This is a genomic window from Reyranella sp. (assembly GCF_036558665.1).
Lineage (GTDB): Bacteria > Pseudomonadota > Alphaproteobacteria > Reyranellales > Reyranellaceae > Reyranella.
In genome coordinates this window covers 63,658-82,926 of the sequence record NZ_DATBFE010000124.1, presented here as the reverse complement: position 1 = coordinate 82,926, position 19,269 = coordinate 63,658, and the positions used below count along the sequence as shown (strand labels likewise).

22 protein-coding genes are annotated in these 19,269 nt (G+C 65.2%); 6 read left to right on the top strand and 16 right to left on the bottom strand.

The genetic code is table 11. The annotated features are described in order from the left end of the window. Position 1 precedes the first annotated feature (1 nt). Positions 2–1,009, bottom strand: coding sequence for a tRNA dihydrouridine synthase DusB (dusB, locus tag VH499_RS18360; RefSeq protein WP_332054194.1), 1,008 nt, complete (start codon positions 1,007–1,009; stop codon positions 2–4). Positions 1,010–1,133: 124 nt separating this feature from the next. Between dusB and VH499_RS18355 the strand changes: the two genes are divergently transcribed. Both VH499_RS18355 and VH499_RS18350 read left to right on the top strand, forming a co-directional pair. Then, complete coding sequence (locus tag VH499_RS18355) at positions 1,134–2,300, top strand: bifunctional 2-C-methyl-D-erythritol 4-phosphate cytidylyltransferase/2-C-methyl-D-erythritol 2,4-cyclodiphosphate synthase (RefSeq protein WP_332054193.1); 1,167 nt, start codon at positions 1,134–1,136, stop codon at positions 2,298–2,300. Further along, the gene (locus VH499_RS18350) at positions 2,300–2,791 is read left to right on the top strand and encodes a CinA family protein (RefSeq protein WP_332054192.1); all 492 of its coding nucleotides are present in this window, start codon (positions 2,300–2,302) and stop codon (positions 2,789–2,791) included. Before VH499_RS18355 ends, VH499_RS18350 begins: the two co-directional genes overlap by 1 nt. Here the strand turns inward: VH499_RS18350 and VH499_RS18345 are convergent. The 9 genes from VH499_RS18345 to VH499_RS18305 all read right to left on the bottom strand — a co-directional run bounded on the left by VH499_RS18345 (position 2,751) and on the right by VH499_RS18305 (position 11,501). Then, positions 2,751–3,242 (bottom strand): type II toxin-antitoxin system RatA family toxin, encoded by a 492-nt coding sequence (locus tag VH499_RS18345; RefSeq protein ID WP_332054191.1) that lies wholly within the window; start codon positions 3,240–3,242, stop codon positions 2,751–2,753. The two genes, VH499_RS18350 and VH499_RS18345, sit on opposite strands and share 41 nt — an antisense overlap. Positions 3,243–3,248: 6 nt before the next feature. Further along, positions 3,249–4,208 (bottom strand): lipoyl synthase, encoded by a 960-nt coding sequence (gene lipA, locus VH499_RS18340; protein WP_332054190.1) that lies wholly within the window; start codon positions 4,206–4,208, stop codon positions 3,249–3,251. A 5-nt stretch (positions 4,209–4,213) separates the two neighbouring features. Further along, positions 4,214–5,626, bottom strand: coding sequence for a dihydrolipoyl dehydrogenase (gene lpdA, locus VH499_RS18335; RefSeq protein WP_332054189.1), 1,413 nt, complete (start codon positions 5,624–5,626; stop codon positions 4,214–4,216). Positions 5,627–5,637: 11 nt separating this feature from the next. After that, positions 5,638–6,924 (bottom strand): pyruvate dehydrogenase complex dihydrolipoamide acetyltransferase, encoded by a 1,287-nt coding sequence (locus VH499_RS18330; RefSeq protein WP_332054188.1) that lies wholly within the window; start codon positions 6,922–6,924, stop codon positions 5,638–5,640. A 14-nt stretch (positions 6,925–6,938) separates the two neighbouring features. Beyond that, on the bottom strand, positions 6,939–8,324 hold the full coding sequence (locus tag VH499_RS18325; RefSeq protein ID WP_332054187.1) for a pyruvate dehydrogenase complex E1 component subunit beta: 1,386 nt from the start codon (positions 8,322–8,324) through the stop codon (positions 6,939–6,941). Positions 8,325–8,327: 3 nt separating this feature from the next. Further along, positions 8,328–9,380 carry a pyruvate dehydrogenase (acetyl-transferring) E1 component subunit alpha gene (pdhA, locus tag VH499_RS18320; RefSeq protein ID WP_332054186.1) on the bottom strand — a complete coding sequence of 351 codons (1,053 nt, stop codon included), beginning with the start codon at positions 9,378–9,380 and terminating at the stop codon, positions 8,328–8,330. Positions 9,381–9,555: 175 nt separating this feature from the next. Continuing rightward, positions 9,556–9,822 carry an FtsB family cell division protein gene (locus VH499_RS18315; RefSeq protein WP_332054185.1) on the bottom strand — a complete coding sequence of 89 codons (267 nt, stop codon included), beginning with the start codon at positions 9,820–9,822 and terminating at the stop codon, positions 9,556–9,558. 84 nt (positions 9,823–9,906) lie between these two features. Further along, positions 9,907–10,623, bottom strand: coding sequence for an alanyl-tRNA editing protein (locus tag VH499_RS18310; RefSeq protein WP_332054184.1), 717 nt, complete (start codon positions 10,621–10,623; stop codon positions 9,907–9,909). Positions 10,624–10,670: 47 nt separating this feature from the next. Then, positions 10,671–11,501, bottom strand: coding sequence for an AraC family transcriptional regulator (locus tag VH499_RS18305; protein WP_332054183.1), 831 nt, complete (start codon positions 11,499–11,501; stop codon positions 10,671–10,673). A 118-nt stretch (positions 11,502–11,619) separates the two neighbouring features. Here VH499_RS18305 and VH499_RS18300 point away from each other — a divergent pair, with 118 nt between their 5' ends. Continuing rightward, complete coding sequence (locus VH499_RS18300) at positions 11,620–11,934, top strand: antibiotic biosynthesis monooxygenase (RefSeq protein WP_332054182.1); 315 nt, start codon at positions 11,620–11,622, stop codon at positions 11,932–11,934. Here VH499_RS18300 and eno read toward each other — a convergent pair. Further along, positions 11,931–13,211 (bottom strand): phosphopyruvate hydratase, encoded by a 1,281-nt coding sequence (eno, locus tag VH499_RS18295; RefSeq protein ID WP_332054181.1) that lies wholly within the window; start codon positions 13,209–13,211, stop codon positions 11,931–11,933. The two genes, VH499_RS18300 and eno, sit on opposite strands and share 4 nt — an antisense overlap. Before the next feature lie 92 nt (positions 13,212–13,303). Here eno and VH499_RS18290 point away from each other — a divergent pair, with 92 nt between their 5' ends. From VH499_RS18290 to nthA, 3 genes are read left to right on the top strand one after another with little or no spacing between them, the layout of a single operon-like run. Next, positions 13,304–13,624, top strand: a complete 321-nt coding sequence (locus VH499_RS18290) for a nitrile hydratase (RefSeq protein ID WP_332054180.1) — start codon at positions 13,304–13,306, stop codon at positions 13,622–13,624. Beyond that, entirely contained in the window at positions 13,621–13,920 is a 300-nt protein-coding gene (locus VH499_RS18285) for an SH3-like domain-containing protein (RefSeq protein WP_332054179.1), read from the top strand. Before VH499_RS18290 ends, VH499_RS18285 begins: the two co-directional genes overlap by 4 nt. Beyond that, positions 13,920–14,549: a nitrile hydratase subunit alpha gene (gene nthA / locus VH499_RS18280; RefSeq protein ID WP_414709811.1), complete on the top strand. Its 630-nt coding sequence runs from the start codon at positions 13,920–13,922 to the stop codon at positions 14,547–14,549. The genes VH499_RS18285 and nthA overlap by 1 nt, the downstream gene beginning before the upstream one ends. A gap of 3 nt (positions 14,550–14,552) precedes the next feature. Here the strand turns inward: nthA and VH499_RS18275 are convergent, their stop codons facing one another. The 5 genes from VH499_RS18275 to tpiA all read right to left on the bottom strand — a co-directional run bounded on the left by VH499_RS18275 (position 14,553) and on the right by tpiA (position 19,177). Beyond that, positions 14,553–15,443, bottom strand: coding sequence for a hypothetical protein (locus VH499_RS18275; protein WP_332054178.1), 891 nt, complete (start codon positions 15,441–15,443; stop codon positions 14,553–14,555). 1 nt (position 15,444) lies between these two features. Beyond that, positions 15,445–16,203 carry a hypothetical protein gene (locus tag VH499_RS18270; RefSeq protein WP_332054177.1) on the bottom strand — a complete coding sequence of 253 codons (759 nt, stop codon included), beginning with the start codon at positions 16,201–16,203 and terminating at the stop codon, positions 15,445–15,447. A gap of 54 nt (positions 16,204–16,257) precedes the next feature. Next, entirely contained in the window at positions 16,258–17,889 is a 1,632-nt protein-coding gene (locus VH499_RS18265; RefSeq protein WP_332054176.1) for a CTP synthase, read from the bottom strand. A gap of 99 nt (positions 17,890–17,988) precedes the next feature. Beyond that, on the bottom strand, positions 17,989–18,369 hold the full coding sequence (gene secG / locus VH499_RS18260) for a preprotein translocase subunit SecG (protein WP_332054175.1): 381 nt from the start codon (positions 18,367–18,369) through the stop codon (positions 17,989–17,991). A 43-nt stretch (positions 18,370–18,412) separates the two neighbouring features. Next, positions 18,413–19,177: a triose-phosphate isomerase gene (gene tpiA / locus VH499_RS18255; RefSeq protein ID WP_332054174.1), complete on the bottom strand. Its 765-nt coding sequence runs from the start codon at positions 19,175–19,177 to the stop codon at positions 18,413–18,415. Positions 19,178–19,269 lie beyond the last annotated feature (92 nt).

Below are 19,269 nucleotides of genomic sequence, written 5' to 3'. Positions count from 1 at the left end.
GTCACGCTGCCTGACGCTCGACAGCCGGGAGGAAGAACGCGGCAAGCAGGGCGCGCACCTTGTCCGGTTCGGTCTCGCGGTTCACGGCGGCGCGGAATTCAGCCGAGGCCGGCAGGCCCTTGGAGTACCAGCCAAGATGCTTGCGCGCCATGCGCACGCCCGTCTCGGGCCCATAGTGCTCGAGCATCGATTCGAAATGGCCACGCACAGCGGCGTACTGCACGGCCAGCGACGGTTCGGGCAGCCGCTCGCCGGTGCGCAGATAATGGATCGCCTGGTTGAGGAACCACGGCCGCCCGTACGCCCCGCGGCCGATCATGACGCCGTCAGCGCCCGACTGCTCCAGCGCGTGGTCGACGTCGTCGAGCGAGTCGATGTCGCCGTTGGCGATCACCGGCAAAGTGGTCGCCGCCTTCACCTCGCGGATGAATGCCCAGTCGGCACTCCCGTCGTAGAACTGACAGCGCGTGCGACCGTGCACCGTCAGCATCCTGATGCCCGACTCCTGGGCGATGCGCGCCAGCGTCGGTGCGTTGCGATTGCCGGAGTCCCATCCCGTCCGCATCTTCAGCGTTACCGGGAGCGTGACGGCCTTTACGGTTGCCTCGAGGATCTTCGCGGCGTGGACCTCGTCGCGCATCAACGACGAGCCGGCGTGGCCGTTCACGACCTTCTTCACCGGGCAGCCGAAATTGATATCGATGATGGCCGCGCCACGATCCTCGTTCAGCCTGGCCGCCTCCGCCATCACCTCGGGTTCGCAGCCGGCAAGCTGCACGGACATCGGGAATTCTTCCGGCGAGTTCTTCGCCATCAGCAAGGTCTTGCGGTTCTCCCGGACCATCGCCGCCGAGGCGATCATCTCCGATACGACGAGCCCGGCCCCGCCGCGCTTTACCATCTGGCGGAACGGCATGTCGGTCACGCCCGACATTGGCGCCAGAATGACCGGGTCGTCGATGCGGACCGGACCGATATCGAGAGGGCGGAGACGGGGCTGCTGCGGCATTGGTGATCAGTTTATAGGCAACTTGTGCAGTGCACAATTATTGTGCCGAGCATTAGCGGGTCCAGCCCCGGTGCGCAAGAGGGGCGAAGTGCGCCCAAGCCACGCCGATGTTATCTAAACGTCCGTGCCGACTTGCACCGCCCTGATCGTCGCCGCCGGCCGCGGCAACCGCTTCGGCGGTCCCTTGCCCAAGCAGTACGCGATCCTGAATGGCCAGCCCGTGTTGCGTCACACCCTCCTTGCCTATCGTGCGGCGCCCGAGATTGGTGCCATCCGGGTCGTCATCGCGCCGGGCGACGAGGGCTTTTATGCCGCCGCCAGCCGGGACCTGAGACTGTCCAGCCCCGTGCTGGGCGGCGCGAGCCGCCAGCAATCGGTCCTGAAGGGCCTTGAAGCGCTGGCTGAGGATGAGCCGGAACTTGTCGCCATCCACGACGCAGCACGGCCCTTTGTCCGGCCTGCGGATATAACGGCCTGCCTGACGGCGGCGGCGGCGACCGGCATCGATGGAGCGGTCCTCGGTGTGCCCTTGGCGGATACCGTGAAGCGGACGGATCGTGAGGGAGCCGTAGCCGAGACGGTGCCGCGCGCGAATCTGTGGCGGGCGCAAACACCCCAGGTCTTTCGCTTCGCCCCGCTGCTTGCCGCGCACCGGGCCGTAGCATCTCTGGCCGAAGCCGAAGCGACGGCTCTGACCGATGATGCGGCCGTCGCGGAACGGGCGGGACTGAAGGTGGTCATGGTGGCAGGCAGCGAGGACAACAGGAAGATTACGACCACCGACGACCTCCGCCGCGCAACTGCCGTGGAGACTCGCACCGCCTTCGGCTTCGACGTCCACGGCTTCTCTCCCGGCGACGCGGTGATGCTGTGCGGTGTCGCCGTTCCGCACACGCAGGCGCTGGCCGGGCACTCCGATGCCGATGTGGCGCTTCATGCCCTGACTGACGCCCTGCTCGGCACGATCGGCGCCGGCGACATCGGCCAGCACTTCCCGCCATCGGATCCGCAATGGCGCGGCGTTTCCTCCGATCGCTTCCTGCATCGTGCAGTCGACCTCGTGGCGGCGCGCGGCGGCCGGATCGTGCATCTCGATCTCACCCTCGTGTGCGAGGCGCCGCGTATCGGGCCACACCGCGAGGCGATGGTTGCCAGCATCGCGCGGATCGCCGCCGTTTCCCCGGATCGCGTGAGCGTCAAGGCGACGACGACCGAGGGCCTGGGCTTCACGGGCCGACGCGAGGGCATTGCAGCCCAGGCCGTCGCCACGGTCGAGATTCCGAGGAGCTGATGTTCGATCACGAGCTGAGGGAAGCGGCCGAGCGCGTGCTGCATGCCTGTCGCCGTCGCGGGCTGAAGGTCGTCACCGCCGAGTCGTGTACGGGAGGATTGATCGCCGCCACGTTGACGGCGATCGCAGGCTCATCCGAAGTGGTCGATCGCGCCTTCGTGACCTATTCCAACGAAGCCAAGCGGGACATGATCGGCGTGCGCTGGGACGTGATCACGAAGCACGGCGCCGTGAGCGAACCGGTCGCCCGCGCGATGGCATCCGGGGCACTGCGGCATTCTGCGGCCGATCTGTCGGTCTCGGTGACGGGTGTCGCCGGCCCTGGTGGCGGTACGGTCGAGAAGCCGGTGGGACTGGTGCACTTCGGCGCGCTGAGAAAAGGCCACGAGCCGATCGCCGAGCGCCACATCTTCAACGGCGACCGCGACGGCATCCGTCGCGTTTCGGTGATCACCGCACTTGCGCTGCTGGCGTCCTTGGCGGAACGCTGACCTTGCCATAGAGCTGCCGGGCGCGGACCTCGAAGGCCGTCACCATGCGCCTGACCGCCTCCGCAAACAGCATGCGCACCGTGTGCTGCAAGAGCAGTGACCGGAACTCGAACTCGAGCGAAAAATCGATCTGCGTTCCGCCGGGATGGGGTTGGAACGTCCATCGGCTCGACAAGGTCCGAAACGGCCCTTCGATGCCGACCGTCTCGATACGCAGTTGGCCCGCATCCTCGGTCCTCAGGATGACGCGAGAGACGAACTTCTCGTGGAACGGTCCGAAGCCGATGGCGACCTCGTCGATCTCGACGTTGGGGGCCTCATGCCGGCGGACCCGCGCTGCCGTGCACCAAGGCAGGAATTCCGGATAGCGCGGAACGTCCGCGACCAGATCAAAGATCTGCTGGGGAGCGAAGGGTACGATCTTTCGCTCGGAATGCCGCGTCGTCGCCACGGCGCTTCAGGATCTTGGCTGGCCCGCGCGCGCGGCACGCAGGCGGGCGAAGTCGTCGCCGGCATGATAACTCGAACGCGTGAGCGGCGAGGCCGACACCATCAGAAAACCCTTGGCTCGCGCGTGCGCCGCCAGCTCCTCGAACTCGGCGGGAGTCCAGAAGCGATCGAGCGGTGCATGCTTGGGAGTCGGCTGAAGGTACTGACCAACCGTCAGGAAATCGACGTCGGCGGCGCGCAGATCATCCATCACCTGGAGAATTTCCTCGCGCGTCTCGCCGAGGCCCACCATCAGGCCGGACTTGGTGAACATCGCCGGATCGATCTCCTTCACGCGCGCGAGCAGGCGAAGCGAGGTGAAATAGCGCGCGCCCGGCCGGATCGTTGGATAGAGGCGCGGCACGGTTTCGAGGTTGTGGTTGAACACGTCGGGTCGCGCGACGACAACGGTCTCGATCGCCCCGGGTTTGCGCATGAAATCGGGGGTCAGCACTTCGACCGTGGTCAGGGGCGCCGACCCGTGCAGCGCCGCGATCACCCGAGCGAAGTGCCCGGCTCCTCCGTCTTCCAGGTCGTCGCGATCGACGGAGGTCACGACCACATGGCCGAGGCCGAGCTTGCCGACGGCCTCCGCGATATTTGCAGGTTCATGCGGATTGAGGGCACCGGGCTTGCCGGTCGCGACGTTGCAGAACGCGCAGGCACGCGTGCAGACGTCGCCCATGATCATGAAAGTCGCGTGCTTGTGCTTCCAGCACTCGCCAATGTTAGGGCAGGCGGCCTCCTCGCACACCGTCGCGAGGCCGTACTGGCGCATCAGGCGCCTGGTCTCGGCATACTCCGGCGAATTGGGCGCGCGCACGCGGATCCATTCCGGCTTGCGCGGAACGGGATTGTCCGGCCGATGCGCCTTCTCGGGATGGCGTTCGGCGCGGCCAAGCGGAGCTTTGTCGAGCGCAGTGTCCATGCCGGCTAGATATGGAGCGTCCGGCCGTAGGCTGCCAGTACCGACTCGTGCATCATTTCGGACAGTGTCGGGTGCGGGAACACCGTGGCCATCAGCTCGGCCTCGGTCGTCTCCAGCGTCTTGGCGACACTGTAGCCCTGGATCAGCTCGGTCACCTCGGCACCGATCATGTGCGCGCCCAGCAACTCGCCGGTCTTGGCGTCGAACACGGTCTTGATGAAGCCTTCCGGTTCGCCAAGCGCGATCGCCTTGCCGTTGCCGATGAAGGGAAACTTGCCGACCTTCACCTGGCGACCGTTGGCCTTGGCCGCGGTCTCCGTGAGGCCGATGCTCGCCACCTGGGGCAGACAGTATGTGCAGCCCGGGATGTTGGTCGTGGCCATCGGGTGCACGCCCTTCACGCCCGCGATCTTCTCTACCGCGATCACGCCTTCGTGCATGGCCTTGTGCGCAAGCCACGGCGGCCCCGCGACATCGCCGATCGCATAGACGTTGGGTTCGCCGGTGAAGCCCCACTGATCGATCACGATATGAGTCTTCTCGACCCTCACCTTGGTTCCTTCGAGGCCGATATTCTCGACGTTGCCGACGATGCCGACGGCACTGATCACGCGGTCGACCGTGATTTCCTGCGTCTTGCCGGCAGAAGTGATCGCGGCCGTGACGTTGTTGGCGCCCTTCCCGACGATGGATGCGGTCGCGCTCGTCAGGATCTTCATGCCCTGCTTCTCGAAAGCGCGCCTGGCGAAGGCCGAGACCTCCTCGTCCTCGACCGGCAGGATGCGATCGAGAACCTCGCACACCGTCACCTCGGCGCCCATGGTGCGAAAGAAGCTGGCGAACTCGATCCCGATGGCGCCCGAGCCGACCACCAGCAGGGACTTCGGGAACTCCGGTGGGACCATCGCCTCCTTGTAACTCCAGACAAGCTTGCCGTCGGTTTCCAGTCCCGGCAGCTGCCTTGCGCGCGCGCCTGTCGCCAGGATCACGTTCTTGGCCGTCAGCGCGACCTTGCTCTTGTCGTTCATCGCCACGGCGAGCTTGCGCTGGCCGCCCTCGGTGCCGTCGAGCCTGGCCGTGCCGTCGAATACCGTGATCTTGTTTTTGCGCATCAATCCTTTGACGCCGTTGCTGAGCTGGCTGGCGACCTTGCGGGAGCGCTCGACGATCTTCCTGGCGTCATAGGAGACGTCCTTGACCGAAAGGCCAAAGGAATCGGCATGCTTGATCAGTCCATAGACTTCCGAGGTGCGTAGCAGCGCCTTGGTCGGAATGCAGCCCCAGTTGAGGCAGATGCCGCCCATATGCTCGCGCTCGACGACGGCGGTCTTCATGCCGAGCTGCGCGGCGCGGATTGCAGCGACGTAGCCGCCCGGTCCACCACCCACGACAACGATGTCGAAGTTCGTATCGGCCATGGCTCGGGCTCCTAGACCAGCATCGCGGCGGGCTGCTCGACGTAGGCTCGCAGGGTTTGCAGGAACTGCGCGCCCATGGCCCCATCGACGACGCGGTGATCGACCGCGAGCGTGCAGCTCATCATTTGACGTACCGCCATCTCGCCGTTGCGCACCACGACCCGCTCCTCACCCGCGCCGACGGCGAGGATCATCGCCTGCGGCGGATTGATGATGGCGGCGAACTCCTTGACACCGAACATGCCGAGATTGGAGATCGTGAAGCCGCCGCCCTGGAATTCCTCGAGCTTGAGCTTGCCGGTCTTGGCGCGGCCGGCGAGATCCTTCATCTCGACCGAGATCTGCGCCACCCCCTTCATGTCGGCATTGCGCACGATCGGCGTGATCAGGCCGCGATCGGTGGCCACCGCGACGGAAATGTCGACGGCGCCATACTGGATCATCTCGTCCTCGGTCCAGGAGGCATTGCACTCGGGATGGTCGCGCAACGCCTTGGCGCAGGCCTTGATCATCATGTCGTTGACCGAGACCTTGGCGCCCAGCTTGCGCGCCACGTCGTTGATCGCCTGCCGCCCCGCGAGCAAGGCATCGATCTCCAGTTCGACCGTGAGATAAAAGTGCGGGACGGTCTGCTTGGATTCGAGCATGCGCCGGGCGATGACCTTGCGTACCGCCGTGTGCGGAACGCGCTGGTCGCCGGGCGCCGTGATGAGCGGCCGTGCGGGAGTGCCCGGCATCGGGCGCGGCGCAGAAGGAGCAGTCGGTGCCGGCACCACGCCCGGTTTCGCTCCCTCGACATCGGCCTTGACGATGCGTCCATTGGGGCCGGAACCTTTGATGGCCGCGAGATTGACGCCCTTCTCCGCTGCGATCCGCCTGGCCAAAGGCGACGCGAAGATGCGCTGGCCGCGCGCCACGGCCGCCGCCGCGGCCGGCTGTGCCGCTGTGGCTGCAGCAGGCTTCAGCGCGGCCGGCACTGGAGCAGGTTCCGTTTTCGCCTCCGGTGCTTGAGGCGGCGGCGAAGCTGCCGCCGCGCCGGCCGGCACCGACGTCTCGCCCTCCTCGAGCAGGATCGCGATGACGGCGTTCACCTTGACGCCCTCGGTGCCTTCAGGGACCACGATCTGGCCGATCTTGCCCTCGTCGACCGCCTCGACTTCCATTGTCGCCTTGTCGGTCTCGATCTCGCACACGACCTGCCCTGACGTCACGGTGTCGCCCACCTTCACGTGCCACTTGGCGAGCTTGCCCTCGGTCATGGTGGGTGAGAGCGCAGGCATAAGGATGTTGATCGACATGCTCCCCCCTGCCCTCAGCGATTGCTGACCGCGTGGACGGCCTCGATGATCTTTTCTGCCTGCGGCAGTGCCAGCCGCTCGAGATTTGCCGCGTAGGGCAGCGGAATATCGAGGCCGGCGACACGTCTGACCGGCGCATCGAGCCAGTCGAAGGCATGTTCCATCATCTGCGCCGCCAGTTCCGAGCCGATGCCGGCGAACGGCCAGCCCTCCTCGACCGAGACCAGTCGATTGGTCTTCTTCACCGAGGCGACGATCGTCTCGGTATCGAACGGGCGCAGGCTGCGCAGGTTGATCACCTCGGCGTCGATGCCCTGCTTGGCGAGCTCCTCTGCCGCCTGCAGCGCCCTGCCGACCATGATCGAGAAGGCGACGACGGTCACGTCCTTGCCCGGGCGCTCGATCTTGGCCTTGCCGATCGGCAGCACGAAGTCCGGGTCCTCGGGCACCTCGAACTGCTGTCCGTAGAGAATCTCGTTCTCGAGAAAGATCACCGGGTTGGGATCTCGGATGGCGGCCTTCAGAAGGCCCTTTGCATCGGCCGCGCTCCAGGGCGCCAGCACGCGCAGGCCCGGGCAATGCGCATACCAGCTAGCATAGCACTGCGAGTGCTGGGCGGCGACACGCGATGCAGCACCATTGGGGCCGCGAAAGACGATCGGGCAGCCCATCTGGCCGCCCGACATGTAGAGGGTCTTGGACGCCGAGTTGATGATCTGGTCGATCGCCTGCATGGCGAAGTTGAAGGTCATGAATTCCACGATCGGCCGCAGGCCTGCGAACGCTGCGCCGACGCCGAGGCCGGCAAAGCCATGCTCGGTGATCGGCGTATCGATCACGCGCTTGGCGCCAAATTCCTCGAGCAGGCCCTGGCTCACCTTGTAGGCGCCCTGATATTCAGCGACCTCTTCGCCCATCAGGAAGACCTTGTCGTCCCGGCGCATTTCTTCGGCCATCGCGTCGCGCAGCGCCTCGCGCACGGTCAGGCGGACGGTCTTGCCTTTCCATTCCGGCTCCGCGGCCGGTGCGGCGACGATCGGCGGCCCGGCCGGTTTCGGCGGAAGCTCGGCCTTCGGCGCGCCCGCGGTGTTGGGAACATCCGCCTTCGCTGCGGACGCCGCAGGCGGCGCGGCCTTTGCGGCATCAGCAATGCTTTCGCCTTCGGCCGCGAGAATGCAGATCGGCGCATTGACCGCGATGCCCTCGGTACCTTCAGGCACGAGGATCTGCGCCACGGTCCCCTCGTCGACCGCCTCGACTTCCATCGTCGCCTTGTCGGTCTCGATCTCGCAGATCACCTGCCCCGACTTGACCGCATCACCGACCTTGACGTGCCACTTGGCGAGCTTGCCCTCGGTCATGGTGGGAGAGAGGGCGGGCATCAGAACCGGAGTCGACATGAATCAGGCTCCGACCAACACGTCGGTCCACAGCTCCGCGGGATCGGGCTCGGGACTGTGCTGCGCGTACTCGGCGGCATCGGCAATGGTCTTGCGGATCGCCGCGTCGACGGCTTTCAGCGCAGCCTCGTCGGCCATCTTGCCGTCGAGCAGGAGCTTGCGCACATGGTCGATCGGATCGCGTTCGCTGCGATACTTGTCCACTTCTTCTTTGGTCCGGTACTTGGCGGGATCGCTCATCGAGTGCCCGCGATAGCGATAGGTCTGCATTTCGAGAAGATAGGGGCCCGCGCCGCTGCGCGCGTGCTCCACCGCCTTCTCGCCGGCCGCGCGTACGGCCAGCACGTCCATGCCGTCAACCTGCTCGCCGGGAATGCCGAACGGCTCACCATGGCGATAAAGCTCGGTAATGGCCGAGGCGCGTTCGACCGAGGTGCCCATGCCGTAGCGGTTGTTCTCGATGATGTAGACCACCGGCAGCTTCCAGAGCGCCGCCATGTTCATGGCTTCATAGACCTGGCCCTGGTTGGCCGAGCCGTCGCCGAAGTAGGTAAGCGTAACATTGTCGTCGCCGTTGTATTTGTGCCCGAAGGCGAGACCCGTGCCGATCGGCACCTGGGCGCCGACGATGCCGTGGCCGCCGAAAAAATTCTTCTCGCGGCTGAACATGTGCATCGAGCCGCCCTTGCCCTTCGAGTAGCCGCCGCTGCGGCCGGTGAGCTCGGCCATCACGCCCTTGGGATCCATGCCTGCGGCCAGCATGTGGCCGTGGTCGCGATAGGAAGTGATGATGGAATCCTTGCCGCGAATCGTGGACTGCATGCCCACCACGACGGCTTCCTGGCCGATATAGAGATGGCAGAAGCCGCCGATCAGGCCCATGCCGTAAAGCTGGCCGGCGCGCTCCTCGAAGCGGCGGATCAGCAGCATGTCGTGGTAGAAACCCTTGAGCTGATCGGGACTGACGCTGTTGCTGCCCGGCCCGGACGACTTCGACGCAGACTTGGTCTTGGCTGGAAGCGTTTCCTCCCTCGCCTTCGCGACCGGCTTCGCCATGGCAGTCCCCTCCAAAAGCCCGTGTCCGGCTTATAGCACTGCCGCCGTCGATGTCATTGATCTATCAGGAAAAATTCAGAACTCGCCTGCGTGCGCCGCAACAATTGAGCGATTGTTTGCTTGAGCACAATCGCATCGGACAGTTTGTTTCAGGCAGCCGCGAGGCGAACCGGCCTTATCGTGTTGGCGTGAAGACGATGATCTCGTCCTTGCCGGCATAGTTCAGCAGGATGCGGGCACGCTCGTCCAGCATGTCGGGATCGAGGCTTTGGTTGCGCAGTTCGGAGACCCGGAGCTCCCAGATCTTCCGTGTCGCCTCGGCCTCGGCGAGGTTCTGGTCGGCGATCTGATTCTCGCGCTGGAGATGAACCATGGCCAGCAGGCCGCGATCGCCGTTCACGAGGTGATAGCCGAAATAGCCGAACACCGTGGCGAAGATCACTGGCGCCAAAATCTGTCGTGGTCTCAACAACATATGCTGTGTGCCTGAGGTGATAAGGCAACATATGGTGTCGCAAAGTCAAGCCTATTCGGCCAGGGCGATCCTCACGCGCCTGTTGTGACGACCCTTGTTGTCGACCTTAAGGATGCGGATCGGCGGCGAAGCGCCGGTCGAGCCGAGATGCGTCCCACCACACGCCTGCCGGTCCAGGCCCGTGATCTCGACGATCCGAACCTTGCCGTCCGGAGTCGGCGGCGGCGCCACCGAGCGGCTGCGGATCAGGCCCCGCTCGGCCTGCGCCTCGTGCATCGGCACGTAGGCGAAGCGCACCGGGATATCCTGGCGGATGAGGTCGTTGATCGGCCCCTCGAGCGCGCGCAGACGATCATTGTCGGCATAGGGTACGTCGAAATCCATGCGCGCGCTTCCGTCGTCTGCCATCTGCACGCCCGTGACGAGGGCGCCGTCGAAGGCCCGGAAGACGAGCGCGTTCAGGATGTGCGTGTCGGTATGGAGCTGGCGCATCCTGCGCCGGAAATCCGGATCGACGGCAGCCTGGACGGCGCCGCCGGCCACGTCGCTTTGCGTATCGAGCAAGTGCCAGAGTTTTCCCGACGAGTATTCGAAGCCGACGATTTTCGCTTCACCGCTCTTCCAGCGGATGACGCCGCGATCGGCGAGTTGCCCTCCTCCACCCGGATAGAAGGGCGACTGTGCCAAAACGACCCGGCCGGGCCGCGCATCGACGATCTCGGTTTCGAGCGACAGCGTTTCAGGATGCTCATGGCAAAAGAGATGCATCCAGGGCTGATACGGCGGTGCAAACCAGCCGTATTGGCGAAAATTGCCTACGCCATCGCCGCACGCGCGAACTGGAGCGGCGTGATGCCATAGCAACGCTTGAAGTGCTTGTTGAGGGCGCTTTGATCGTAGAAGCCGACGGCCGTCGCGACTTCGGCCAAAGCCGACGAGCGGCGCAGGTGACGGCAGGCCATGCCGAGGCGGATCTGGGTCAGGTAGGCATGCGGCGTCAGCCCGACCGTCCGCTTGAAAAGTCCGATGAGCTGGAAGGTCGTGAGGCCGATTTGCTGGGCGAGATCCTCCAGCCGAAGTTCCGTGCCGTATTCGGCCCGCATGCGCTCGGCGGCACGGTCGAACAATACGCGATCGCGAGGAGCGGCTTTGATGCGATCGCGACCGCTGCCATGCCGTCGGAAGAGCTTGCCGAACGATCCGATCAGGAGTTCGCGTTCGTAAAAAACGTCGCGCCCTTGCTCGATGGCGCGATGCATCGCGAGGAACCCCTCGATCAGGTCGGGATCGCCGAACAGGTTACGCGTGAAATACGGTACCGACTCGATCCCAAGGTCCTTCGCCACCTGATCGAGCGCGGCGTGGGTCAGGTACATCGAGCGGTACTGCCATCGTTTGCTCCAACCCATCCAGCCGGCATGCGGCTCAGCCGGATTGAAGACGAACAGCGTCGAGGGATGTGCGTCCTCGACCTGGCCGCGGCTGCGGATCACGGACCCGCCCTGCTCCGTTACCGCCACGACCAGCGCGTCATGGGTGTGAGGCGGATATTCGTGGGTTGTGAAGTCGGCGCAGAGCAGGCTCAGTCCCGGGAGATGGCGGTCCCACCAGTACCGTGTCGAGTTGCGGCAATCGCGACGCGCCATGTGCCGACTCAAATCCGCGCGGCGAAGACTGTCAACGTTCGCGCCCCCGCGGCAATTTCGGCCAATACTGGCGACAGCGCTTTCGCCAGAAAGGGTGAAATCTCGGGAGTCTACTCACATGATCGTTCGCTTTTGGCGCGGCCGGGCGCCGGCCGCGACCGCCAGCGCCTATGAGAAGCATGCGACGGAGACGGTCTTCCCGTCGCTCGGCCGGTTGGCCGGCCATCGCGGCGCTTGGCTCCTGCGGCGAGGGATCGAGGGCGAGGGCGAAACCGAGTTCGTCGTCCTGACGCTCTGGGATTCGCTCGACTCGATCGAAGCCTTCGCCGGCGACCATGTCACCACCGCGATCGTCGAACCGGAAGGCCGCGCTGCGCTTTCCACTTTCGACGAGTTCGCGACCCACTACGAGGTCGCGTTCAGGACGTCCTAGGCCCCGCGCAGGATCGATCTGCCGGCATAGCGGGCCTGCGTGCCGAGCTGCTCCTCGATGCGCAGAAGCTGGTTGTACTTGGCGAGCCGGTCCGAGCGTGACAGCGACCCGGTTTTGATCTGGCCGCAGTTCGTCGCCACCGCGAGGTCGGCAATGGTTGAATCCTCGGTCTCGCCCGAGCGGTGGGACATCACGGCGCCGTAGCTTGCGTTGCGGGCCATCGACACGGCGTCCATGGTCTCGGTGAGCGTGCCGATCTGATTCACCTTCACAAGGATGGCATTGGCGAGACCGTTCCTGATGCCGTCGGCCAGGCGCTTGGGATTGGTGACGAACAGGTCGTCGCCCACGAGCTGGATCTTCCTGCCGAGCTTGTCGGTGATCGCTTTCCAGCCCTTCATGTCGTCCTCGGCCATGCCGTCCTCGATCGAGACGATCGGATAGCGGCTGACGAGGCCGGCGTAGTATTCGACCATGCCGCCCGCATCGAGCGACTTCCCCTCGCCTTCGAGCTCGTACCTGCTCCTCTTGAAGAACTCGGTCGACGCCGGATCCAGCGCCAGCACTACGTCCTCGCCGGGCTTGTAACCTGCCTTCTCGATCGCCTTCATGATGAAGGCAAGCGCCTCGTCGGCGGTGGCAAGATTGGGAGCGAAGCCGCCTTCGTCGCCGACATTGGTGTTGTGGCCGGCGTCCTTGAGCTGGCTGCGCAGCGCGTGGAAGACTTCCGAGCCCATGCGCAGCGCATCGGCGAAACGGTCGGCCTTCACGGGCATGATCATGAATTCCTGGATGTCGATCGGATTGTCGGCGTGTGCGCCGCCATTGATGATGTTCATCATCGGTACCGGCAGGAGCGATGCCTGGCTGCCGCCGACATAGCGAAACAGCGGCAGGCCGCTATCCATGGCGGCCGCCTTGGCGACGGCAAGCGAGACTCCCAGGATCGCATTGGCGCCGAGCCGCCCCTTGTTGGGCGTGCCATCGAGATCGATCAGGGCGCGGTCGATCTTGATCTGATCGACCGCATCGAGGCCGGACAGGAGATCCATGATCTCGCCATTGACAGCGCCGATTGCCTTTAGGACGCCTTTGCCACCGTAGCGCTTCTTGTCGCCATCGCGCAGCTCGACGGCCTCGTGCGCGCCGGTCGATGCGCCCGACGGCACCGCCGCCCGACCCATCGCGCCGGTTTCCAGCTCGACCTCGACCTCGACGGTGGGATTGCCCCGGCTGTCGAGGATTTCTCGTGCGCGGATATCGACGATGGCGCTCATGGGACATTTCTCCGGTTTGGGCGCGGCCTGTCTAGCCGCGCGTCTTCTCTGCGGCAAGTGACGGCGCGGCGCAGTTTTCCTATAGTCGGTTCATGCGTGGCATTCATGACATGGGCGGCCTCCAGGCGGGGCCAGTCGAGCGGGTGGAACACGACTACCAGCTCTGGGAAAAACGCGTCGACGCGTTGATGGTACTGCTCTCGCGCAAGCGCCGTTTCACCGTTGACGAACTGCGCAAGGGCATCGAATCCCTGCCCGGGGACGCCTACGATCGGCTGAGCTACTACGAGCGCTGGATCAGCTCGATCACGTCGGCGCTGATCCACCGCGGCACCATCAGCATCGAGGAGCTGCGCGGCAAGCTCGCCGACATCGAACGGCGGCCGGACGGGCCGAGGATCGACAAGCCATGAGGCCGCGTTTTGCCGTCGGCGCCCCGGTCAATGTACGGCGCGGCAATCCGCCGGGCCATATTCGCACGCCCTACTACATTCGCGGCAAGTCGGGGACGGTCGAGCGTATCTGCGGCGAGTTCCGGAACCCCGAGGAACTGGCCTACGGGCGCAGCGGCGAGCCCAAGCAGGTCCTCTACCGCGTGCGTTTCGTCCAGAAGGACATCTGGCCCGACTACCGGGGGCCGGCGAAGGACACGATCGACGTCGAACTCTACGAGCACTGGCTCGAGCCCGCAGTGAGGACGCAGTCATGATGGACGACATCACCCATACGCACGGAGGGCCCGTTCCGCATGCGCCGCGGCCCGACCACGACGACACGCTCACCCATCACAAGATGCTGGAGATCGCGGTCCGCGAGCTCCTGATCGAGAAGGGCATTCTCACCGCGGACGAGATTCGCGAGGCGGTCGAGCGAATGGATGCGCGGGGGCCTCATCTCGGCGCCAGGCTCGTGGCGCGCGCCTGGGTCGATGCCGCCTTCAAGGCGCGGCTGCTCGAGAACGGCAGCGCCGCGGCCGAGCAAGCCGGCGTGCAGATGGATCAGCCGACGCGGCTTATCGTGGTCGAAAATACGCCCCGGGTGCACAATCTCGTAGTCTGCACACTCTGCTCCTGCTACCCGCGCATGGTGCTGGGCATTCCGCCCGACTGGTACAAGAGCCGTGCCTATCGCAGCCGCGCCGTCCATGAACCCCGCGCCGTGCTCGCGGAATTCGGCACGCATCTCGCCGACGATGTGACCGTGCGCGTCCACGATTCGACGGCCGACATGCGTTATCTGGTGCTGCCGATGCGGCCTGCCGGCACGGAAGCCCTCGATGAAGCGAAACTCGCGACGCTCGTGACCCGCGATTCGATGATCGGCGTCACCACGCTTTAGCGGCTAGCGCCACGCGCTCTTCAGCGACTCGTCGGTCTTCCACTTCTCGAGGCCCGCGACATCATCGCAGGAGAATACCTGCGTGTCCTTGCGCGGCGTGGCCTCGACCCAGGCGAACATCATGCACTGGGAAACGGTGGCGTCTCCCTGCAGGGTCTGGAAGGTGATCTCCGCCGTCGTCGCTTCGCCGGACCTGGCGTCGCCGTAGTCCTCGACCGTGGGCTTGACGTCGCCGAAGCCCCGGCCCGCCGCCTTGTTGTCGGCATACCATTTGGCGAAGGCGGCGAACTGCTCACCTGCGACGCCCTTGCCATCGGCGGCGATATAGGCTGTCAGGTCGCGCACCAGGGCTTGGACAGCGGCCTGTGCCTTGGGTTCGGCTGCCCGGCGGCGCTCGGCAAGGCGAGCCTGCAGAGCCTTGAGGGCATCGGCATTGGACGAAGCCGGAGGCGCTGGCGATGGAGCCGCGGTAGCTGGTGCGGGGTTGATGCGTTTGATCGGTACGCGCGCCGCTTCGTTGTTCAGGGCCACTGCTTCGCTCGGTGTCAGTTTGCCGATAGCCGCATAGCCATGCCCCTTCTGCCAGCTCGCGATCGCCTTCTCCGAGGCGTCGGACTGGAGATTGCCGTCGATCGGACCGCTGTACTTGTCGAGCGTGTGCAAGGACTCCTGCAGCTTGCGTCGCTCCGCCTCGGGACTCTTCAGGACCGTCGCGTAGTCGGGCGCGGATGGTGGCGGGCGCGCGGCGGCTGGCGCAGGTGCGGCCGGTGCCGGCGCACTCGACGAGCATGCCGATGGATTGTGGAAGCAGCGCTCGACCTCGCCTGCGCTCTGGGCGAAGGCTGCGGCCGGCATCGACAGCAACAGCAGCGTGCCCAGCATCCGGAGCGTCATGTCAGATGCCGCCGTACATGTTGGCGGCGAGTTGCGCCGGAAGGCCTATCACCAACACGATCGGCTGCCCGGCGGCAGTCTGGCCACGGCCGACGATATGGTCGTTCGGCGCGCCCAGCCGGCTGTCGTAGCTGCCTTTGCCGCCGAACTTGCCATTGAAGCAGGAGAGCGAAAACCGGCCGGCGCCCGTCGATTCGTTGGTGAAGGTGCCCTCGCACACCGGCTCGGCCTTGATATTGTCGACCGTGAACGTCACCGACCGGTCGTGGCCGATCAAGGCGCCATAGCGCGCCGTGCCGTTCAACCGGGCAATGCTCCCCTGGTTGTCGCGGTAGAAGATCGAGACCGGGCCGTACGCCTGGTCCGGCATGATATCGCGCGGCACGAGGTAGGAATTGTCGCTGATCACCACCTGGCACTGACACTTGACAGTGTAGTTCTCGCCGAGCGGCCCGAGTTCGGCGAGTTTGCGATTGCAGGCCGATACCGCGGTCTCCTGGACCTCGCGCTCGCTCATCTGGCCGCGCGTATAGGAGTCGGCATAGACGAAGGCACACTGACGCGGCAGCGGGATGGCGACCGCTTTGTGGCTTGCGGCCATGGTCTCGGTGTTGACCCAGTAGCGCTGCGCCATTTCCGGGAACCTGAGGAAGATCGGGTCGCGCCGTTCCGGCCTCCCGTCACGCGAGTTCGACTGCGCGTGGGCGCCGCCGGCCGCCGTTGCGAGAGCGAGAACCACGAGGAAGAAAACGCGAGTCATGCACTCCAACCTCAGCCGAAAACGTGACCGAAATGCGACCCGGCGGTCGACTGCCTAGACCAGCCGGCTCTGGTTCTTGGCCGCGCTGACAAAGGACGTGAACAGCGGATGCGGCGCGAAAGGCCGGGACTTCAGCTCCGGGTGGTATTGGACACCGATGAACCAGGGGTGATCGGGGATTTCCACGATCTCGGGCAAGATGCCATCGGGCGACATGCCGGAGAAGCGCAAGCCGACCTGTTCCAGCCGGTCCTTGTAGTTGACGTTGACCTCGTAGCGGTGGCGATGACGTTCGCTGATCACGTCCTGTCCATAGATCTCGTGCACCTTGGTCCCCTGCCGCAGGTGGGCCGGATAGGCACCGAGTCGCATCGTGCCGCCCAGCTCGCCGTTGGCGGACCGCTTTTCGAGCTGGTTGCCGCGGATCCATTCGGTCATCAGTCCGACGACCGCGTGCTCGGTGTGTCCGAACTCGCTCGACGACGCATCCTCGATCCCGAGCAGGTTGCGCGCGGCCTCGATCACCGCCATCTGCATCCCGAAGCAGATGCCGAAGAACGGAACCTTGCGTTCGCGCGCAAACTTCACTGCATGGATCTTGCCTTCGGTGCCACGTTCGCCGAAGCCGCCGGGCACGAGAATGCCGTGCACGTTGTCGAGGTGACTGACGGCGTCGTCGCGCTCGAAGATCTCCGAGTCCATCCACTCCAGCCCGACCTTGACGTTGCTGCCAAAGCCGCCGTGGGTCAGCGCCTCGCTGAGCGACTTGTAGGCGTCGAGCAACACCGTGTACTTGCCGACGACCGCGATCGTCACCTTGCCTTCCGGCTCCCGCACGCCGCGCACCACGCCGCGCCAGCGATCGAGGTTGGGCTCCTTGTCGGCATCGAGACCGAAATAGCGGCAGACCTCGCGGTCGAAGCCCTGATCGTGATAGGCGATGGGGACCTGGTAGATGGTATCGACGTCGCGGGCTTCGATCACGCGCTCGGGCCTGACGTTGCAGAACAGCGCGATCTTGCGCCGCTCGTTGGCCGGGATTTCCTTGTCGCCGGAGCGGCAAACCAGCAAGTCGGGCTGGATGCCGACGCTCAGCAGTTCCTTGACCGAGTGCTGGGTCGGCTTGGTCTTGAGCTCTCCGGCGGTCGGTACCCAGGGCAGAAGCGTCAGGTGGACGAACATGGTGCGCTCGTGCCCCAGTTCATTGCCGAGCTGGCGGATCGCTTCGAGAAACGGCAGACCTTCGATGTCACCCACCGTGCCGCCGATCTCGACCAGGACGAAATCCTCGTCCCTGCTATCGGCGACGACGAATTCCTTGATGGCGTCGGTAACGTGCGGGATCACCTGCACGGTGGCGCCCAGATACTCGCCGCGTCGCTCCTTGGCGATCACTGTCGAATAGATGCGGCCAGTGGTGACGTTGTCGCTTTGTCGGGCATCGACGCCGGTGAAGCGCTCGTAGTGCCCGAGATCGAGATCGGTCTCCGCGCCGTCGTCGGTGACGAACACCTCGCCGTGCTGATAGGGACTCATGGTGCCGGGATCGACATTGAGATAGGGATCGAGCTTGCGCAGCCGCACGCGGTAGCCGCGCGCCTGCAGCAGCGCCCCCAGTGCTGCCGATGATAGACCCTTCCCAAGCGAGGAAACCACGCCGCCCGTTATGAAGATAAAGCGCGTCATGGGCCTACAGACTACTAAATCTGGGTGGGTGCGGCCATGGGGATATCGCCCCCGCCCGGTGTACTTCGACGAGGGAACGGTCGGCCAAAGTCGTTGTTCCTAGCGGTTCGGCGCGGAGGGCGCCGCTGGCGGACCAGGAGTGGCACCCGGGGCCGGCGCACCGGGCGCGGGCGCGGCAGGAGCGGACGTGCCGGCCGGCAGCTTGTCCATGATCGAGGTCGAGGAACGCGCCGGGCCCCCGACACTCCACGCCATAAGCAGGCTCAGGAAGAAGAAGATGCCGGCGAAGATCGCCGTCATGCGCGACAACACGTTGGCCTGGCCGCGCACCGAGAACAGTGCGTCCGTACGTCCCATGCCGAGGCCGCCGCCCTCGCTGCGCTGGAGCAGGATGACGACGATCATCGCAGCGGTCACCCCGACATGGATGATCAGCAGCACCACTCGCCAATCGTGCAGAAAGCCTCGTACCGCGTCCATTCCGTCCAGCTTCTAGTTTGGGCTCCCGGTCAAGCCGGCGCTTCTAGCTCCTTTGGACCGCCTTGGCGATAGCCAAAAACTCATCTGCTTTGAGACTGGCTCCGCCTACCAAGGCACCGTCGACGTCGTCGGCCGCCAACAGGTCGCTGGCATTGCTGGCCTTCACCGAGCCGCCATAGAGAAGACGGACTCCGCTTGCCTCGGCCATCACGCCGCCCAGCTCCTTCCGAATGTGCGCGTGGGCGTCAGCCACTTCACCGGTCGTTGGCGTCTTGCCGGTGCCGATCGCCCAAACCGGCTCGTAGGCGACGACCAGATTCGCCGCCGTGGCGCCGTTTGGGATGCTGCCCTTGAGCTGGTTGGCGAGCACCGCAAAGGTACGTCCCGACTCGCGTTCGGCCAGTGTCTCGCCGATGCAAACGATGGGAAGCAGGCCTGCACGCCATGCAGCTTGTGCCTTGGCGCGCACGACAGCGTCGGTCTCGCCATGGTCTGTGCGGCGCTCCGAATGACCGACAATGACGCAGCTCGCGCCCGCGTCGCGCAGCATCTCCGCGGCGATGTCGCCGGTGTGCGCGCCGCTTGCCTCGGCATGGCAGTCCTGGCCGCCGACCAGCACGCCACTTCCCCTCACCGCCTCGGAAACCGTCACAACGAGCGTGGCGGGCGGGCAGACGAGCAGGTCGCGGTCGGTCCAGCCGGCCTGCCTGAAACCCCCGGCGATGTCCCTGGCCAGGACGATGGCGTCGGCTCGCAGACCGTTCATCTTCCAGTTGCCGGCGATCAGTGGCCGTCGCGTGCGCGCCATCGATTTTCCTCTTTTTGCGTGCCGGCGTGTCTAGCCGCCGCAAGGCTTGCGGTAAAGGCCGGTTGGTTGCCTGTCCAGTAGACGGGTGGTAG

What these genes read in the sequence shown, in the direction of transcription:
- VH499_RS18305 (WP_332054183.1), bottom strand. Translation starts at nt 11,501, where the DNA reads ATGGCGCGTCGCGATTGCCGCAACTCGACACGGTACTGGTGGGACCGC.
- VH499_RS18290 (WP_332054180.1), top strand. Translation starts at nt 13,304, where the DNA reads ATGCGTGGCATTCATGACATGGGCGGCCTCCAGGCGGGGCCAGTCGAG.
- lpdA (WP_332054189.1), bottom strand. Translation starts at nt 5,626, where the DNA reads ATGGCCGATACGAACTTCGACATCGTTGTCGTGGGTGGTGGACCGGGC.
- lipA (WP_332054190.1), bottom strand. Translation starts at nt 4,208, where the DNA reads ATGGACACTGCGCTCGACAAAGCTCCGCTTGGCCGCGCCGAACGCCAT.
- VH499_RS18330 (WP_332054188.1), bottom strand. Translation starts at nt 6,924, where the DNA reads ATGTCGATCAACATCCTTATGCCTGCGCTCTCACCCACCATGACCGAG.
- dusB (WP_332054194.1), bottom strand. Translation starts at nt 1,009, where the DNA reads ATGCCGCAGCAGCCCCGTCTCCGCCCTCTCGATATCGGTCCGGTCCGC.
- nthA (WP_414709811.1), top strand. Translation starts at nt 13,920, where the DNA reads ATGGACGACATCACCCATACGCACGGAGGGCCCGTTCCGCATGCGCCG.
- tpiA (WP_332054174.1), bottom strand. Translation starts at nt 19,177, where the DNA reads ATGGCGCGCACGCGACGGCCACTGATCGCCGGCAACTGGAAGATGAAC.
- VH499_RS18285 (WP_332054179.1), top strand. Translation starts at nt 13,621, where the DNA reads ATGAGGCCGCGTTTTGCCGTCGGCGCCCCGGTCAATGTACGGCGCGGC.
- VH499_RS18310 (WP_332054184.1), bottom strand. Translation starts at nt 10,623, where the DNA reads ATGCATCTCTTTTGCCATGAGCATCCTGAAACGCTGTCGCTCGAAACC.
- VH499_RS18265 (WP_332054176.1), bottom strand. Translation starts at nt 17,889, where the DNA reads ATGACGCGCTTTATCTTCATAACGGGCGGCGTGGTTTCCTCGCTTGGG.
- pdhA (WP_332054186.1), bottom strand. Translation starts at nt 9,380, where the DNA reads ATGGCGAAGCCGGTCGCGAAGGCGAGGGAGGAAACGCTTCCAGCCAAG.
- VH499_RS18270 (WP_332054177.1), bottom strand. Translation starts at nt 16,203, where the DNA reads ATGACTCGCGTTTTCTTCCTCGTGGTTCTCGCTCTCGCAACGGCGGCC.
- secG (WP_332054175.1), bottom strand. Translation starts at nt 18,369, where the DNA reads ATGGACGCGGTACGAGGCTTTCTGCACGATTGGCGAGTGGTGCTGCTG.
- VH499_RS18275 (WP_332054178.1), bottom strand. Translation starts at nt 15,443, where the DNA reads ATGACGCTCCGGATGCTGGGCACGCTGCTGTTGCTGTCGATGCCGGCC.
- VH499_RS18350 (WP_332054192.1), top strand. Translation starts at nt 2,300, where the DNA reads ATGTTCGATCACGAGCTGAGGGAAGCGGCCGAGCGCGTGCTGCATGCC.
- eno (WP_332054181.1), bottom strand. Translation starts at nt 13,211, where the DNA reads ATGAGCGCCATCGTCGATATCCGCGCACGAGAAATCCTCGACAGCCGG.
- VH499_RS18325 (WP_332054187.1), bottom strand. Translation starts at nt 8,324, where the DNA reads ATGTCGACTCCGGTTCTGATGCCCGCCCTCTCTCCCACCATGACCGAG.
- VH499_RS18300 (WP_332054182.1), top strand. Translation starts at nt 11,620, where the DNA reads ATGATCGTTCGCTTTTGGCGCGGCCGGGCGCCGGCCGCGACCGCCAGC.